The organism is Rhizobium sp. CFBP 13726 (genome assembly GCF_014841925.1).
In the GTDB taxonomy this organism is placed as follows: Bacteria; Pseudomonadota; Alphaproteobacteria; order Rhizobiales; family Rhizobiaceae; genus Neorhizobium; species Neorhizobium soli.
This window is the reverse complement of sequence record NZ_JACYUU010000001.1, coordinates 531,186-547,685: the sequence shown is the minus strand read 5'-3', so window position 1 is coordinate 547,685 and position 16,500 is coordinate 531,186. Positions and strand designations below refer to the sequence as shown.

Annotated in this window: 19 protein-coding genes; 13 read left to right on the top strand and 6 right to left on the bottom strand. The window is 60.5% G+C overall.

Annotation, left to right across the window (positions count from 1 at the left end; all coding sequences use genetic code 11):
• Positions 1–2: 2 nt before the first annotated feature.
• From IFT66_RS02685 to IFT66_RS02670, 4 genes are all read left to right on the top strand, one after another.
• Entirely contained in the window at positions 3–869 is an 867-nt protein-coding gene (locus IFT66_RS02685; protein WP_192076722.1) for a 23S rRNA (adenine(2030)-N(6))-methyltransferase RlmJ, read from the top strand.
• Positions 870–919: 50 nt separating this feature from the next.
• Complete coding sequence (locus IFT66_RS02680) at positions 920–1,606, top strand: ribonuclease T2 family protein (protein ID WP_113111075.1); 687 nt, start codon at positions 920–922, stop codon at positions 1,604–1,606.
• Between the two features lie 57 nt (positions 1,607–1,663).
• Positions 1,664–2,260 (top strand): glutathione S-transferase family protein, encoded by a 597-nt coding sequence (locus IFT66_RS02675; RefSeq protein WP_113111076.1) that lies wholly within the window; start codon positions 1,664–1,666, stop codon positions 2,258–2,260.
• Between the two features lie 181 nt (positions 2,261–2,441).
• Complete coding sequence (locus IFT66_RS02670) at positions 2,442–3,452, top strand: Bug family tripartite tricarboxylate transporter substrate binding protein (protein ID WP_062453310.1); 1,011 nt, start codon at positions 2,442–2,444, stop codon at positions 3,450–3,452.
• Positions 3,453–3,553: 101 nt separating this feature from the next.
• On the opposite strand, the gene IFT66_RS02665 is transcribed toward IFT66_RS02670, so the two are convergent.
• On the bottom strand, positions 3,554–4,192 hold the full coding sequence (locus IFT66_RS02665) for an outer membrane protein (RefSeq protein WP_062453311.1): 639 nt from the start codon (positions 4,190–4,192) through the stop codon (positions 3,554–3,556).
• Positions 4,193–4,933: 741 nt separating this feature from the next.
• Between IFT66_RS02665 and uvrC the strand changes: the two genes are divergently transcribed.
• The 4 genes from uvrC (at position 4,934) to IFT66_RS02645 (ending at position 8,433) form a co-directional block, all read left to right on the top strand.
• A complete protein-coding gene (gene uvrC / locus IFT66_RS02660) occupies positions 4,934–6,988 on the top strand; it encodes an excinuclease ABC subunit UvrC (protein ID WP_184654880.1) in 2,055 nt (684 codons plus the stop codon).
• Between the two features lie 129 nt (positions 6,989–7,117).
• Entirely contained in the window at positions 7,118–7,708 is a 591-nt protein-coding gene (gene pgsA / locus IFT66_RS02655; protein ID WP_062453313.1) for a CDP-diacylglycerol--glycerol-3-phosphate 3-phosphatidyltransferase, read from the top strand.
• Positions 7,705–7,959, top strand: a complete 255-nt coding sequence (moaD, locus tag IFT66_RS02650; RefSeq protein ID WP_192076721.1) for a molybdopterin converting factor subunit 1 — start codon at positions 7,705–7,707, stop codon at positions 7,957–7,959. The genes pgsA and moaD overlap by 4 nt, the downstream gene beginning before the upstream one ends.
• Before the next feature lie 15 nt (positions 7,960–7,974).
• On the top strand, positions 7,975–8,433 hold the full coding sequence (locus tag IFT66_RS02645) for a molybdenum cofactor biosynthesis protein MoaE (protein WP_192076720.1): 459 nt from the start codon (positions 7,975–7,977) through the stop codon (positions 8,431–8,433).
• A gap of 3 nt (positions 8,434–8,436) precedes the next feature.
• On the opposite strand, the gene IFT66_RS02640 is transcribed toward IFT66_RS02645, so the two are convergent.
• Positions 8,437–9,333: a branched-chain amino acid ABC transporter permease gene (locus IFT66_RS02640; RefSeq protein WP_192076719.1), complete on the bottom strand. Its 897-nt coding sequence runs from the start codon at positions 9,331–9,333 to the stop codon at positions 8,437–8,439.
• A gap of 66 nt (positions 9,334–9,399) precedes the next feature.
• Here IFT66_RS02640 and IFT66_RS02635 point away from each other — a divergent pair, with 66 nt between their 5' ends.
• A complete protein-coding gene (locus IFT66_RS02635; protein WP_192076718.1) occupies positions 9,400–9,963 on the top strand; it encodes a CGNR zinc finger domain-containing protein in 564 nt (187 codons plus the stop codon).
• Positions 9,964–9,998: 35 nt separating this feature from the next.
• Complete coding sequence (locus IFT66_RS02630; RefSeq protein WP_249406373.1) at positions 9,999–10,478, top strand: hypothetical protein; 480 nt, start codon at positions 9,999–10,001, stop codon at positions 10,476–10,478.
• Positions 10,479–10,552: 74 nt separating this feature from the next.
• Here the strand turns inward: IFT66_RS02630 and ndk are convergent, their stop codons facing one another.
• Together ndk and IFT66_RS02620 are read right to left on the bottom strand one after the other, a co-directional pair.
• Positions 10,553–10,975, bottom strand: coding sequence for a nucleoside-diphosphate kinase (ndk, locus tag IFT66_RS02625; protein WP_062453319.1), 423 nt, complete (start codon positions 10,973–10,975; stop codon positions 10,553–10,555).
• A gap of 81 nt (positions 10,976–11,056) precedes the next feature.
• Positions 11,057–11,746: a glutathione S-transferase family protein gene (locus IFT66_RS02620; protein ID WP_192076716.1), complete on the bottom strand. Its 690-nt coding sequence runs from the start codon at positions 11,744–11,746 to the stop codon at positions 11,057–11,059.
• A gap of 153 nt (positions 11,747–11,899) precedes the next feature.
• Here IFT66_RS02620 and IFT66_RS02615 point away from each other — a divergent pair, with 153 nt between their 5' ends.
• Both IFT66_RS02615 and IFT66_RS02610 read left to right on the top strand, forming a co-directional pair.
• Positions 11,900–12,415, top strand: a complete 516-nt coding sequence (locus IFT66_RS02615; RefSeq protein ID WP_192076715.1) for a DinB family protein — start codon at positions 11,900–11,902, stop codon at positions 12,413–12,415.
• 174 nt (positions 12,416–12,589) lie between these two features.
• Positions 12,590–13,639 (top strand): GGDEF domain-containing protein, encoded by a 1,050-nt coding sequence (locus IFT66_RS02610; protein ID WP_192076714.1) that lies wholly within the window; start codon positions 12,590–12,592, stop codon positions 13,637–13,639.
• A 91-nt stretch (positions 13,640–13,730) separates the two neighbouring features.
• Here the strand turns inward: IFT66_RS02610 and IFT66_RS02605 are convergent, their stop codons facing one another.
• Positions 13,731–14,453, bottom strand: a complete 723-nt coding sequence (locus tag IFT66_RS02605; protein WP_113111083.1) for a hypothetical protein — start codon at positions 14,451–14,453, stop codon at positions 13,731–13,733.
• 206 nt (positions 14,454–14,659) lie between these two features.
• Here IFT66_RS02605 and IFT66_RS02600 point away from each other — a divergent pair, with 206 nt between their 5' ends.
• Positions 14,660–15,373, top strand: a complete 714-nt coding sequence (locus IFT66_RS02600; RefSeq protein ID WP_092661890.1) for a Crp/Fnr family transcriptional regulator — start codon at positions 14,660–14,662, stop codon at positions 15,371–15,373.
• Between the two features lie 78 nt (positions 15,374–15,451).
• Here IFT66_RS02600 and IFT66_RS02595 read toward each other — a convergent pair whose 3' ends face one another.
• Positions 15,452–16,330 carry a trypsin-like serine peptidase gene (locus IFT66_RS02595; protein ID WP_174195940.1) on the bottom strand — a complete coding sequence of 293 codons (879 nt, stop codon included), beginning with the start codon at positions 16,328–16,330 and terminating at the stop codon, positions 15,452–15,454.
• Positions 16,331–16,500: the final 170 nt, after the last annotated feature.

Sequence of the window (16,500 nt, the reverse complement as noted above, 5' to 3'; positions counted from 1 at the left end):
AGATGAACTATCGGCACATCTACCACGCAGGCAATTTCGCCGACGTCCTCAAGCACGTCGTTCTTTCGCGGCTTGTTCTCTATGCGCAGAACAAGGACAAGGCGTTCCGCTTCCTCGATACGCATGCGGGCATCGGGCTTTACGACTTATCCTCCGAAGAAGCGCAGAAGACCGGCGAATGGCTCGACGGCATCGGCAAGCTGGTCGATGCGGAGTTTTCTCCCGAAGTGGCCGAAATCCTTGCGCCCTATCTGGGCGCCGTGAAGGAACTGAACCCGAAGGGTGGCGTCAAGTTCTATCCCGGCTCGCCGAAACTTGCGCGCATGCTGTTTCGCCCGCAGGACCGTCTCTCGGCAATGGAGCTGCATCCGGAAGACTTTGCCCGCCTGTCGCGCCTTTTCGAAGGCGACTACCAGGCACGCGTGACCGAACTCGACGGCTGGCTGGCGCTCGGTGCGCATCTGCCGCCGAAGGAAAAGCGCGGCATCGTGCTGATCGATCCGCCCTTCGAGGAAGAAGGCGAGTACGACCGGATGGTCAGGGGTCTCGCCAATGCCTATCGCAAGTTTTCAGGCGGTACCTATTGCCTCTGGTACCCGATGAAGAAGGGCGCGCCGATCAAGGACTTCCACGAGCAGCTGAACGCGCTGGATATCCCCAAAATGCTCTGCGTCGAGCTGACCGTGAAAAGCGACCGCGATCTTGTCGGCCTGAACGGCTCGGGCCTCGTCATCGTCAACCCGCCTTTCACGCTCAAGGATGAGCTGCATACGATCCTGCCCCCGATAAAGACGGCGCTGGCACAGGATCGTTACGCCTCGCAGCGATGCTTCTGGATAAGAGGTGAACACACCGACGCCGAGGCTTGACCCGTCGGCGCATCCCTTTCATGGTGCGGCGCGACTGGAGGCCGCTCACCATGAAACGCTTGTTCGCCGCCCTTGCAGGCCTCGTCGTCCTTCTCGCCTTCACTACTGCGTCGACGGCGCAGGAGCGGCAGCGCAACCGGAGCCAGCAAGGCTCCGAGGACCGTGCGGGCGCTTTCGATTTCTACGTCCTCTCCCTGTCCTGGTCGCCGACCTTCTGCGCGTCCGATGACGGAGGCCGCAACCGGCAGCAATGCGGCACCGACAAACGTTTCCGCTTCGTCGTACACGGGCTCTGGCCGCAATACGAAGCCGGCTTCCCGGATTTCTGCCGCTCGTCGGAACCCGATCGCGTACCGCGCCAGCTTGGTGAAAAGCTGTTCGACATCATGCCGTCGATGGGCCTGATCGGTCACCAGTGGCGCAAGCATGGAAGCTGCACCGGGCTCGACCAGGCAACCTATTTCGACACTGTCCGCAAGGCTTTTGAGCACGTCAAACTTCCGGCGGACCTTGCTGGCGGGCAAAGCTCGCTCAAGCTTTCCCCTGATGCCATCGAGCAGGCCTTCATGTCCGCCAACCCGGGTCTTTCCCGCCGGGGTATCGCTGCGAGCTGCGAAGGTGAAAAGCTCGATGAAATTCGTATCTGCCTTAGCAAGGATCTACAGTTTCGCGATTGCGCGGAGGTCGACCGCCGCGGCTGCCGGATTGGCCAGGTTACGCTTCCTCCGGCCCGCTGACATCCGCTTGCTCAAGATGACACCAGCGGCCCTCGATATCAGAACAAGGACATACCGATGAAGATCCTCCACTCCCCGGCCTCGCCCTACTCCGTCAAGGTTCGCATGGCCGCCCGCCATCTCGGTCTCGACGTGACCGAAGAAAAGACCGACACGAATGCGGCGCCTCCCGAACTCATCGACAACAATCCGCTCGGGAAGATCCCGGTTCTGATCCGCAAGAACGAGCCGCCGGTCTATGACAGCGTCGCGATCATGCACTTCCTCGATCGTCACTCCGGCGGCAAGCTTTACCCGAAGAAGGACGTGAAGCGGACCGAGGCGGAAGTGCTCGAAGCGCTCTGCGACGGCATTACCGATAGCCTTCTCGCGATCGTCTACGAGCGTCGCTCGCGCGAGGAGGAAAAGGTCCACCAGCCCTGGATCGACAAGCAGTGGGGCAAGGTCGTGCGCGGCCTGGACTATCTGGAAAAGAACCTGCCGAAGACCGGCAAGAAGCTGCATGGTGGCCATTTCGCGCTTGCCGCTATGATCGGTTATCTCGACCTGCGCTTTAACGGCCAGTGGGCCGAAGGTCGTCCGGAACTCGCCTCCTGGCCTGACACGTTCTCCAAGCGCTTTCCGGCCTATATGGAAATGAAGCCCTACGCCTGAACCGAATGAGATCCGCGGCCGCCCTAGAACTCTTGGGTTGCCGCGGATCCTGGCACAACCTGCCGGTCGTTCGAGACCTTCTCCCATTTGCACAAGCAATTGAAACGCTTGCCCTCCGGTTTTCCTCCGCTACTATGACGAGAACGGCGGGAGGCCGTTTGAAGCAATTCGGAGGAATTTCATGAAGCGATCAGCGTTGACGCGGCGAACCGCCCTGCGCCTTTCCGTAGCCCTTGCAGGCTCGGCTCTGTCCCTGATGTCACTAGCACTTTCAGCCACCGGGGCTGCGGCCCAGTCGTTTCCCGACCAGACGATCACCCTCGTCGTGCCGTTTGCAGCCGGCGGATCGACGGATGTTGTCGGTCGAGTCGTGGCGCAGAAGATGGGCGATATCCTCGGCCAGCAGATCGTGGTTGAAAACGTCGCCGGAGCCGGCGGCAATCTCGGCGCCGACCGCGTCGCGCGTGCGGAGCCGGACGGTTACACGATCCTGATGGGCACGGTTGCGACCCACGCGCTCAACCCGCTGATCCTCAAGCAGAAGCCCTACGACCCCGAGAAGGATTTTGCGCCTGTCTCGCTACTGGTCATCGTGCCGAACGTTCTGGTCATCAATCCGAAACTGCCGGTCAACACGGTGGCGGAACTGGTGGAGCTCCTCAAGAAGGAGCCGGAGAAGTATTCTTACGCGTCGTCGGGCAACGGCACGCCCCTGCATCTCTCGGGCGAATTGTTCAAGGCGATGACCGGCGTCAAGATGGAGCATGTTCCTTACAAGGGCGCGGGTCCTGCCCTCAACGACCTGATCGGCAACCAGATCTCGATCATGTTCGACAACCTGCCCTCCTCGTCTCCGCATATCAAGGCGGGAACTCTGAAGGCACTGGGCGTCACCACTGCCGAGCGGGCAGCTTCGTTCCCGGACGTGCCGACGATTGCCGAGACGGTACCGGGTTACGAGACCTACACCTGGAACGCCCTGTTCGCACCGGCCGGCACGCCGCCTGAAGTGGTCGCAAAACTGAACGACGCCGCCAACAAGGCGCTACAGGACCCGGCAGTTGTCGCGAGGATGAAGGATTTCAGCGCCAAGATCGTCGGTTCCACCCCGGAGGAACTCGGCAAACACGTGACAGCCGAACTCGCAAAATGGACCCCGGTCGTCAAGAACGCCAATATCCAGATGGACTGACCGTTATACCGACCGAAAACCACGCATGAAAAAAGCCCGTTGGTGACAACGGGCTTTTAGATGAGAAGCCGGGAAACGCTCCCGGCTTTTTATTGTTCTTATTAGAACTTTACGCCGATACCGACCTTAACGCTGTGGTCGTCGAAGCCCTTGGAGACGTTGCCGCTGTCGAGGCTGTAGTCCTTGGCTGCGAAGTCCGTGTAGCGATATTCGATACGGGTCGTGATGTTGCTGGTGACGAATGCTTCAGCACCGACGCCGACCGTGTAACCAACGGATGTCTTGTCGTCAGACGACGTTGCATCCTTGAGTTCGTTGTTCTGCAGCGCGACACCAGCCGTACCGTAGATCAGGAAGGGGTTGAGGTCGTAACCGACGCGGCCGCGGACCGAACCGTCCCAGCCAGCTTCGCCACGATAACCGCCGGACGTTCTGCCGTCCTGGCCGTTGTAGCCGACGTCAGCTTCGATACCGTACACAACCTGGCCGCTCTGCCAGTTGTAACCGGTGTAAGCACCGCCGCCTGCACCCTTGGCATTGTAGTCGCCACCGCCGAAACGGCCCCAGTCGTAGGAACCGGTGGCGCCGAGGTAGAAGCCCTGCCACGTAGCGGCCGGTGCGACTTCTTCAACAGCCATAGGAGCTGCAGGGATCTGGTCGACGGCGTCAGCAGCGCTGGCCGAGGAAATTGCAATAAAGCTGGCAGCCGAGGCCATCAGAGTCGCGACGAGAATACGCATACCTTTTTCTCCGTTTGGCGCATCGGCTCAAAAACCACTTCAGGTTTCGGAAGGTCCGACACGAGTATTCCTAATTGCTACAACGTCCCTGCGCACCCTTTCGGGTATCGGCGCTGTAGGCTGCCGGGCAAGTGTCACATCAACAGAGTTGACGACAGCTTTGTTCCCTGCTGGCTGAGGACGAATTTGGGGGGCAATTGAGGAATTGAAAGAGCCGAAATGTGAATTGTTTGTGGCAGCTAGACGGCTAAATTTCGATGTTGCTTCATCGCCACAGGTATATCGTTAAGGATAATGAGACGTTAATCGCACTATAGAGCATTTTACATTTCTTGATCGTTTCTTAACATTGCGAACAAACGCTGTCAAACAGCCTCGATACATATCACGACTCCGAGAGGCGCGAGATTTAGCCTCCTGTATTCGAGTTTAACTCAAATTTAGCCGAGCAACGCATCAACGCCATCACAGCATCCTGCAGAACTCCTACTTGCAAATCGTCATTTCCGGTCGAAACGAGGCCGAATTCCTGCCGTATTCGCTTCCAGGACCCCGCGAGCACGTTTGCTGAGAGAGAAATGCAGGCGTGGTGGCACGCTTCCAAAGCTGCCGGCAAAACACTATCTGTTGGCGAACAGCTTCAGCCCCGAGTCGCCGATTTCTTCGGGTTGGATGATCACAAAGACGAGATGAGCCCGCAGAAATAGTCGTCTGAACTGATTCTGCCGGCGGAGACATGCGATGAACGCGAAGAATGTGCCCGATGGCGGCGTTCTTTATGACGGAAACGAAGAAGACGACGACGATGCCCTGGCACCGGAAGCGGTCGCTGCGGCTATCACCACGTCCATCGACTGGAACGAGGCTGTCCGCCACGACACGGGCCTCAAGGGCGCCGACCTGATCGCCGAGTTCGTCAAGCACCTTCCGAACGCGCCGGGCGTCTACCGGATGTTCAACGAGGCCGGCGACGTGATGTATGTCGGCAAGGCGAAGAGCCTCAAGAAACGCGTCAGCAATTATGCGCAGGGCCGACTGCATTCCAACCGCCTCACCCGCATGGTGCGCGAAACCACGCATATGGAATTCGTCACGACGCGGACGGAGACCGAGGCGCTGCTGCTTGAAGCGAACCTCATCAAGCGGTTACGTCCGCGGTTCAACGTTCTGCTGCGCGACGACAAGTCGTTTCCGTATATTCTCATCAGCGGCGATCACCGTGCCCCTGCCCTGATGAAACACAGAGGCGCCCGCGCCCGCAAAGGCCAGTATTTCGGACCGTTCGCATCGGCCTCTGCCGTCGGCCGAACGATCAACTCGCTACAGCGTGCGTTCCTGCTGCGCACCTGCACAGACAGCGTGTTCGAGAGCCGCACGCGTCCCTGTCTTCTTTATCAGATCAAACGCTGTTCCGGCCCCTGCACCCATGAAGTCAGCGACGAGGGCTATGCCGAGCTCGTCAAGGAAGCCTCGGACTTTCTTTCGGGCCAGAGCCAGAACGTGAAGACCGTCATCGCCAGGCAGATGTCGGAAGCCTCCGAAGACATGGATTTCGAGCGCGCCGCGATCTATCGCGATCGGCTTGCAGCGCTCAGCCACGTCCAGAGCCACCAGGGCATCAATCCGGCCGGCGTCGAGGAAGCCGATATCTTCGCCATCCAACACGAAGGCGGGCTTACCTGCATCCAGGTGTTCTTCTTCCGCACCGGCCAGAACTGGGGCAACCGCGCCTATTTCCCGAAGGCCGATCCTCAGATGGCAGGAGCCGAGGTCCTCAACGCGTTTCTCGCGCAGTTCTATGACGACAAGCCCGTGCCGAAGCAGATCCTGCTGTCGGAAACGGTTGAGGAGCAGGAACTGCTGGCGCTCGCGTTTTCCGAAAAGGCGGGACACAAGGTCTCGATCCTGGTGCCGCAGCGTGGAGAAAAGCGCGATCTCGTCGATCACGTCGCTGCCAATGCGCGCGAAGCACATGGCCGCAAGCTGGCCGAAACATCGTCGCAGGCGCGCCTTCTCAAGGGTCTCGCCGAAACTTTCAGCCTGCCCTACCAGCCCCGGCGCATCGAGATCTACGATAACTCGCATATGATGGGCACCAATGCCGTCGGCGGCATGGTCGTCGCGGGTCCGGAAGGATTCGTGAAGGGCCAATACCGCAAGTTCAACATCAAATCGACCGACATTACCCCCGGCGACGACTTCGGCATGATGCGCGAGGTCATGACCCGGCGCTTCTCGCGACTGATCAAGGAAGAAGGCATTCCTGATCGCAGCATCTCGGCGCCGAAACCCGTCGAGGCGACCAGCGATGACATCAACGATGCCGCGTTTCCGGCCTGGCCCGATGTCATCCTGATCGATGGCGGCCAGGGCCAGATGACGGCTGTGCGCACCATCCTCGACGAACTTGGTATCCGAGACGTGGTGACGGCGATCGGGGTGGCCAAAGGTGTCGACCGCGATGCCGGCCGCGAACGCTTCTTTGCCGATGGCCGCAGCGATTTTTCTCTGCCGCCACGCGATCCCGTCCTCTACTTCGTCCAGCGCATGCGCGACGAAGCGCACCGGTTCGCGATCGGCTCGCACCGGGCCCGGCGCAAAAAGGAGATGATCAAGAACCCGCTCGACGAAATCGCCGGCATCGGGCCGGGCCGAAAGCGCAAGCTGCTGCAGCATTTCGGCACCGCAAAGGCCGTGTCCCGCGCAGGTCTCAACGATCTGATGGCGGTCGAAGGAATTTCCGAAGCGGTGGCCAAACAGGTCTATAATCACTTCCACGAGAGCCGAAGTGGATGACGATGATCGACATGCATGGGTCATCAAAACAGCGTATGCATCTCAACCAACTGTAAAAAAGCCGCGAAAACTGTTGACGCTGGCGTCTCGAAACCTCAACTAGAGGCAACCCTCAAGCACAGGTCCATCATGGCTTCCCGCGCGTACAACATTCCCAATCTTCTGACCTATGCGCGCATCCTTGCCGTACCGGTGATCGTTCTGTGCTTCTTCATCGAAGGAAAGCTGGAAAGCTCGGATTTTGCCCGCTGGGCCGGATTCTGGATCTTCGTCGTGGCGTCGCTGACCGACTATCTGGATGGCTATCTGGCCCGTATCTGGAACCAGACGTCAAATATCGGCCGCATGCTGGATCCGATCGCCGACAAGCTTCTGGTCGCCGCCGTGCTGCTGCTGCTTGCCGCCGATCAGACGATTGCCGGCTGGTCGCTGTGGGCTGCAATCACGATTCTCTGCCGCGAAATTCTCGTCTCGGGCCTGCGTGAATATCTGGCGGCGCTCAAGGTATCGGTGCCGGTGACCCGCATCGCCAAGTGGAAGACGACGATCCAGATGGTGTCGATCGCCTTCCTGCTGGCCGGACCTGCCGGCGACAAGTTCCTGCCGTTCACGACGCAGATCGGCATCGGCCTTCTCTGGGTCGCCGCGGCCCTCACCTTCTACAGCGGCTACGACTATTTCCGCGCCGGTCTCAAGCATCTCGTGGATGACGAGGGATGACGAAACTCGTCTATTTCGCCTGGGTGCGCGAGAGAATCGGCAAAGCCGAGGAAGATCTCGACCTGCCGCCTGAGGTCGTTACCGCGCGTGATCTCCTCAATCACCTGAAGACGCTCGGCGAGGAATACGAGAACGCGCTGCAATATCCCGAGGTCATTCGCGTCGCGATCGACCAGGAGCATGTGGAGCATTTTGAAAAGATCGCCGGAGCACGCGAGATCGGCATTTTCCCCCCGATGACAGGCGGGTAAACGGAAGACAATCTGATGACGATGCCCACGATCCGCGTCCAGACCGACGATTTCGATCTGCAATCGGAGATCGATCTCCTCACTGCCGGCCGCATGGATATCGGCGCGGTGGTCAGCTTTAGCGGTCTTTGCCGCGACGAGCAGGGAGCGCTCTCGGCGCTGGAGCTCGAGCATTATCCGGGCATGGCAGAAGCCGAGATGAACCGCATCGCCCTCCTTGCCATCGACCGCTTTTCGCTTCTCGGACTGACCGCCATCCACCGCCACGGCAAGATTTCCCCGGGCGCCAACATCGTTCTCGTCATCGCCGCAGCCTCGCACCGCCAGGCCGCCTTCGACGGCGCCAATTTCATGATGGATTTTCTGAAGACATCCGCGCCGTTCTGGAAGAAGGAACACGCGGCTGACGGTTCGCCCCGGTCCTGGGTCGATGCGAAAGACGCCGACGATACCGCCCGCGATAGGTGGCGCTGAGGTTTACGGGACCGCCCTTTCCCGCCGGCTCATGACGAGAACCGCAACCAGCACAAGGCCGATGGCGAAGTCCCGCCACAGAATCGGACCGTAACCGCTCCACAGTGTTTCGGCGAAACCGACAGCGGCGGCACCGGCTGCCGACCGCAGCGGATGCGAATGTCCGCCGGCTGCGGCAATCAGGACGATCTTGATGCTGATGAGCAACCCGGCGCCGAAGTCCATCGTTCCGTAATACGAGGTCGCCAAGACGCCTGCGACGGAGGCGTAAAGCGACGCTGCCACGTAGGCGAGGACGAATACCAGACGGGAACTGACGCCGCAGAGTTCGGCCGCAATCTTGTCATCGGCAACCGCCCGCCAGAAGCGCCCGAGGCTTGTATGGTCGATCACCAGCCAGCCGGCGGCGATCATTGTCAGCATCAGGCCTGAATTGAGCACCTGGATCAGCGTCAGGGTTACTGCGAAGCCATCACCCGCCCAGAGCGGGACGGGACGGTTCAGAAACGGCGACAGCCAGATCTCCCGGGAACCGGAGGCAAGCCGAGCGCCCTCCATCAGCACCAGCAGCACGCCCAGCGCGGCGACGATCGGCGCGTTGCGTGCATGCCTTTCGATCAGCCGCAGGGTCAGTCCGCCGACCACGATCCCGGTCGCGACGCCGCCGACGATCGCGGCGCCCGCCCCCATCGCCAGTGCCGCCGGCACAACGAGCCAGAACTCGTCCCAGCCGAGCCGCGCGAACAACACGTAGAGATGGCCGGAAAAAGCAAAGATGGCGCCGTAGGCGATGTCGGCGCGCTTCGTCACCGCAAAGCCGATCACGTATCCGAAGGCAAGCGTTGCGTAGAGCACCGACAGCGGCACAGCATTCGCCAATTGCTGGAGCAGATAGGCCATCGGCAACCCCAAACGGATGACGTGAATATAACTGGTAAACCGCATTACACCAGTTATAATTATCGGATGGATTTCACTTCGACCCCGCATCGTTTCGTCGGTGGCGCGTTGGCGCTCGATGTCGCCAATAGCGTCATCCTGCGCATCGATCCGTCACGCCGCGTTGATCGCTTCGCCTCTCCGCAGCAGATGGATGCCTTTCCCCAGGCGGCCGCAGAATTTTCGGCGGACAGGGCGCTTTTCGGAGAAGTGACGCCAGTCGCCGTGGAAAGACGCGGCGATTTTCTCGTCCTCAGGGAAGCCATCGACGGGTATTTCCGTGCTCGCGCGGATGGCGAGGATGACCCGCACAAACTGGCGGATCTGCTTGGCGCGGCGGCTTTGGCGTTGCGCGGAACCGGCACCGGCTCGCTCGAGGCTGCCACCGCGCGCTCGGCGCTGCGGCTTCTTGGCGACGATCAGATTTCCCGCCTGAAGAGCTGCGGCAATTGCGGCTGGCTGTTTATCGACCGAAGCCGCAACCGTAGCAGAAGCTGGTGCGACATGACGGTCTGCGGCAACCGCGTGAAGGCGAACCGCCACTATCGCCGCAGCCGCGATGGAGGACCTTCGGCTGGAGACGCACCATGAGGTGGAGGGCGGCAGTATCAGCCGGACTCTGCGTGATGGGCCTGATTGTGACGGGCTGCCAGAGACCGTCGGAAGGCGTGTATTTCGAACTGTCCGGGCGGATTTTCGTGTTCAATTACCGGGTGGCTACCGCCAACTACTTGGTCACGCTGCGAAAGGTCTCCGCCACGCCTAAGGAAAGCCGCGCCAGAGCGGAATTCGAAAACCCGCGAGGCGGACCGCCGCTCGTCACTGAAGAGAGAGTGCTTGATGTCGACGATGCGCTTACGCTTGCCAGCCCGTTCGTCCAATGCGTCCGGAAGGACAGGCCCTACCGCGTGACCATCACGCTGACAGGGACGTCCGGCGAGGTGCTGCAGGTGATCGAAACCACCGTCACGTCGGATGTCGATCAGTCTGTAATACCCGCGGCACCACTGGTCGTCGGCCCGGTCTACAGCCCAAACCCCGACGTCTTCAAGGCCGATGGCTCGTCCGACTTCTCAGGGCGAACCGGCTGCCCGGTGACACCATGACCTTGCCGCAGACAGCAAAAAAGGCCGGAGCGAATGCCCCGGCCTTTTGAAGATCGAACCGATCCGTGCAGCAATTAGCCGACGATTTCGGTTTCGGCGAACCAGTAAGCGATTTCCTGGGCAGCGGTTTCCGGAGCGTCCGAACCGTGAACCGAATTTTCGCCGATCGACAGGGCGAACTGCTTGCGGATCGTGCCTTCGTCGGCGTTGGCCGGGTTGGTCGCGCCCATGATTTCGCGGTTCTTCAGGATGGCGCCTTCGCCTTCGAGAACCTGAACGATGGTCGGGCCAGACGTCATGCCGTCGACGAGTTCGCCGAAGAAAGGACGTTCCTTGTGAACGGCGTAGAAGCCTTCAGCTTCGCGCTTGCTCATCCAGACGCGCTTGGATGCGATGATGCGCAGGCCGTTGTCTTCAAATACCTTGGTGATGGCGCCGGTCAGGTTGCGCTTCGTTGCGTCCGGCTTGATCATCGAAAACGTGCGTTCAATCGCCATTGGTCTCATCCTTTGTTTCCACGGAAAGTGGGCGGTGTTTAACCGCCCCTTTCGCCGGAAACAAGGGGGATGGGCCTAATTTCACGCAGCCGTCACAACGCGTCCTGCGCTGTCATGAAGGTCGAGCAGACGCTCGAACCACGAAGCCAGCAAGCCGTCCTTGCCCAGCACGTCGGCACCATCCGTCACCCGCAGCCACTGCAGCGCGCCGAACAGAATGTAGTCGGCAAACAGCGGCGCCTCGCCGCCAAGGAAAGGCTGGAATTTCAGCGTGTGCGTAACCGGCTTCAGTTTCTCGGCGAAGGTGTCGATTTCCCTCTGCCGGTCGGCGGCGACCTCTTCCAGCGACCGGCCGAATATGGCCTCGCGGCTGCTGCGGAAATAGGCCTGGTCGGCCGGCCCCAGCGTATCGTGTACGCTCTTGATCGCGATCCGCGCGATTGCCCCATGTACCACCGTCTGCGAAAAACCCTCGACGAACCGGGAGAGTGCCTTGCCGCCCTCGCCGCCGAACAGGGTCGGACGGTCGGGATAGCGCTCTTCCAGATAGACCGCGATATCGAAACTGTCGCGGATCAGTTCGTTACCGTCCCGCAGGATCGGAACTGTCTTCGAAAACCCGTTCTCGATGCTCGGTATCTGCGTGAACGGCATCGGCTGCTCGGTATATTCGAGCCCCTTGTGCTTCAGTGCCATCACCACTTTCCACGCATGCGGCGAAAACGGCCGCCCGGCGTCGGCACCGCAGAGGGAATAAAGAATGCGTGTCATGATGGGCTCCTGATCTGTCCTTGGCTGCGCAAGATGGGATGGGAAGCCCGACAAATCCAGTCAGGAAATTTCATCGATGGCATCAACGCCTGCCCCTCGGTTTGGCCGGCAAATCCGGTATCATCTCTTCTTGAACAACCGGAGACGTTTTCGATGCTGCGCCACTTTCAGATGCTTGCCGATTACAATAGCTGGGCCAATGCAGAGGTCTACGCTGCCTGCGCGACGCTGACGGACGCCGAATACCGGGCCGATCGTGGGGCCTTCTTCGGTTCGGTCCATCGCACGCTGAACCACATTCTCGTTGCCGACTGCATCTGGATGCGCCGCCTGACCGGAGAAGGCACGGCGCCGACGGATCTGGGGGCCGTTCTGTTCGAGGATTTCTCTGACCTGCGCACGGCGCGTGACGCTGAAGATGTCCGCATCACGAACTATCTCGGGTCTCTGACCGATAACGCGCTCAGCACCACCGTCACCTATACGCCGGTGACCGTTCCGACGGAGGTCACCGAACCAGTGGCGCCTGTTCTCGCCCATCTCTTCAACCACCAGACCCACCACCGGGGGCAGGTGCACGCCATCCTCACCTCGCTCGGCAAGCCCTCCGTAGTGCTCGATATGATCGCCTTCCTACGCGGGCATGGAAAACAGTGGATGCAGGTTTAACGTAATACGGCTTTAGGACAAACAGGGGTTGTGAACTCAGCCTTAACCGTATTCGCAACGAGACTTCTTCAAACGCCTGACAAAAGCCAACGTTTCAGGCGTTCTTAACCCTCGATCTCGCGTAGTGTCTTCCTGAAACGAGACAGTAACGAGACCCTGAGGAATAGGTGGATCATGTCGGCGGACAATGCACGGCAATCGCGTGACAGGAGCCTGGCTGTCGTAGCGCAGCAGATGGCAAAGCAGGACGTTGCCGGTCTTCCTCGCAATTACACGCTGTTCCACGAAGCGCTGTCGGGGTCCGATCCGGCGCTTACCCGCGACGTCGCCACGCTTCCGGCCGGCGCTACCCAGGCCCAGATCGACGAGATCGGCCTGCGCTACCAGCTTCCCGGCTTCGTGGTTCTATCGATCGCCAACCGGGACGAGGAAACGAGACGCGTTCTCGATCTCGTCGGCACGATTGCCCAGGCCACGCTGAAGAAGCAGAATTTCGTGCGTGCGCTAGAGACGGCGGCCGAAAGCCTTCGGAGCGGAAGTGCCAGCGGTCTCGCCGACATCCAGGCCGAGCTCGATCATCTTCAGGCGAACCTAAGCGAAACGCTCTCCGCCGAGATCGGTCTCACCAAATCTTTGGAGCTTGCCGCCGACCGGCTGCTGATGTCGAGCAATCTGGCGGAAGCGGCCCGAACCAATTCTCTGTCCGACCGGCTGACCGGGCTTCCCAACCATGTGGCGCTGGCGGAAAAGCTGGGTCTCCTCTACGCCCCTTCCGCCGAGCACCGCCCGGCCGCGCTGTTTGTCGTCCGCCTCGTCGATCTCGGCGAGATGGCGCAGACATATGGCCAGGTAACTGCCGGCCGGATCGTCAAGCGCGCCGCCGCGATTTTCCGCAAGGCGATCAAGAAGAACGACTTTCTGGCCCGGACCGCGACCGACAGCTTTGCGTTTCTGTTCGAGGATGTCGATCGGAGCGGTGCAAAAGCGATCGCCGATCGGCTCGTGGCTTCAATCGCCGACAGCCTCGTGTTTGCAGGTTCCGGTGAAGGGCATTACCCCCACATGCGGCTGTCGATCGGCGTGGCGCTGTCAACCGAGGCTTTCTCGCCGCAGCAGATCAAGCTGCATGCGGCAACGGCACTCGAAAGTCTTCGTGCCCAGGGTTCAGGCGCCGGAACCGACACCGTGGCGATCTTCGGCGATCCAAGCCGTCGCGTTTCCTGAGCACGCTCTCCGATCACCCATTCGACAGTGACGCGGCGGCCCGTCCGGGCGCCGCGTCCTGCATTTCAGCAAAAAGTCGATCGGGTCGGCGTCAGGCGGGAACGAACTGGTTTTCCTGCGTGAAGCGGATCGTCTTTCTGGTCACGCCCTGCGCGAACTGGACCGGAAACGCTGCAGACGAGATGGCAGTATCGATCACCTGCCCCTCGATGAACGAGCCGGCGATGATGAAATAGCTTGGCTTCGGTGTGAACGTGTAGTCGAGGTTTGGCTCGAGCTGTACGGCGACGGCCGGTTTGCCGCCCATCGCAAGACCCACATTCAGCGACATCCGGACACTGGCCTGCTGCAGAACCGACGGGATCAGGTTGTTCGCCCGCACGAGAAAGACACCTGCGGGGCCGCTGGTCGGATTTGTCGGGAACGCCGGAGCACCGTTCGGGAACGCGCCCTGATAGGTTACGGCGACGTTGTTCAGGCCATCGAGAACCACGTCACATTTGCTGGCGGTAGCAAATGCCCGCGGGTTGAGTGTCGAACCCAGTTCCTGGATGTAACCGGCGCTGATCGAGTAGTCGATCGTCCAGCTGAATACCGACGTGCTCGGGTTTTCCGGGCTGCCCGAGGCCGCGTTGCCGATCATCCATGCCAGAGACAACGGGCTCTGAGACGCGCCGACCACGTCCGGTATCGTCTGGAACAACGCATAACTCTGGAACTTCGGGTTCTCGTTCATGACCGTAAGCGTGTAGGGCGTCCCCAGATCCTGTTTCTCGAAGATCTCGATCGCTTCCCTTCCCATCATAACACGCATGCTGACCTCTCCTCTTTCACATTCTTGCCGCCGCGACATGCGGACCGGACCGAGCGGTCCGTTCGGCTACCAACGGCAACTCCTGCCGTGAGCACAACCTAGAATGATTTATTGCTGGAGAATGTCACGCATGTAACAACTTTTGATTGCATTTATTCGTATCACGGCTCAGACGGCAAGCGACACCTCAGCGTCCGAGTGGGTTTATGACATCGAACCTTATCTCCAAGATCAACAACGATATCCGACATTCCGCGTGGTTCGACGATCTCGACGACGACACGTACTCGCGTCTCGTGTCGGGGTCGGCGAGCCGGCTCTATAGGGACGGCCAGACGCTGTTTTTCAGCGGTCAGGCCTGCGACGCGCTGTCGATCATCGTGTCCGGTTGCGTGCACCTCTACTTCATCTCGGAGGATGGGCATGAGGTGATCTTCGCCGAGCTCGGAGCCGGCGACGTTCTGGGAGATGTCGAACTCACCCTCGGCTGCACCCACTTCGCGAACGCGGTCGCCGCCGGCGAGACCCGCGTGATGGTGGTCCGGCGCAGCGCTTTCAGCGAAATCACCCGCATGCCCCAGATGTCGGCTTTTCTGATGAAGACGTTCGCACGCAAGCTCAGAAAGACGATGGCCTTTGCCGAAGGCATGGCACTGCATACGCTGCAGACCAGGCTCGCGCGTCTTCTGGTGGATCTCGCCCGCCTGCACGGCCGCAGCACAGCGGAGGGTCTGCTGATCGACAGAGCGATATCGCAGGAGAAAATGGGGCAACTGATCAATGCCAGCCGCCCACGAGTGAACGCGCAGCTTCAGGCTTGGAAGGGCGACGGCGTGCTCGGCATGCGGCGCGGCCGCCTGATCATCCTCGACTACCGATCGCTGAAGATCATGTCGCGCGAGGGGGCGACCGACAATTGACAGGGTGGTCCAAGCCGCGACGCCGAGCGCGACGGATTTTAAGGTCCGTCGCGCAGGTCGCCTGCCCTTTTGCGATCGCTACTTGCAGCCACCCTTGACGTACTCGATCATTTCCTCGGTCTCATGCGTGAAATGTGGCCCCTTGACGTTACTAGGGCTGCCATTCGACACGACGCTGAAGATTTCGAACGCCTTATTCTCAGCCGGCAGGAACCACGCTCCGCCACTGGCACCGCCGCCGTACATCGGATGCGGCTTTGCCTCGTAAGCCGTCGCATCGCTGACGCTGATCGACGGGTCCTCCATGAACATGTACTCGCCACCATCCAGCCGTCCGGGATATCCCATCAGGGTGAGTTCGGTTTTCTCAGGCACCTTAGCGAGACGCAGCTGGAATTTTCCAGACGTCGATGCCTTGGTACTGCGCATGACCGCGTAATCGACTGCGGCCGCGGCAAGGCCCGGGACTTGCGGTATCTTCGTCCACGCCGTCAGGACGGACGCCATTTCGATAGGATAAGCCTCGCCCGGCGCTCCGTCATAACCCGGATAGAACACCACGTTGCTGGCCTGGTCTCCATTCAGCCACATGGCGTGTGCCGCCCCGATAATGATCTTGTCGTCGGAGACGAACTGGGCGCTGGCCGCTTGATCGATTCCGCCCAGGCTAAAGAACAGCTTGCCACCGAACTTGAACGGAGCCTCTTTGATCGGTGCCAGCTTGACCTCGGTCCCTTCGAGGGAATGTACGTCGCCACCTGGCATGCCGCTCTCCGGCAGTAGGCCGGGAGCGGGGATTGCATTGCGACGGCGCTCGTCCGTCCAGTAGTCTGCGGTAAAGGCCGCCTGCGCCGCGGTCGGCGCCCAGCAGGTGAACCGGTCATCGGCGAATGCGCCTGTCGGTGCAAAGGAAACCGACACCAAAAGTGTCAGGCATGACGCTTTCCAGAACTTCATCTCTCAACCCTCCTTGTTCGAACATCCGTCAGGGATGCTTCGGCCGAGTGGCCAGGGACGAACCTAGATGGGCGCGGTCTGGAGGGCTGTTCCCGGAGGAACAGGGGGAGATCCCTGAAAGATTGTCCCTTCGCAGCGCACAATGCCCGCAAATCGCGACGGCCGCCGTC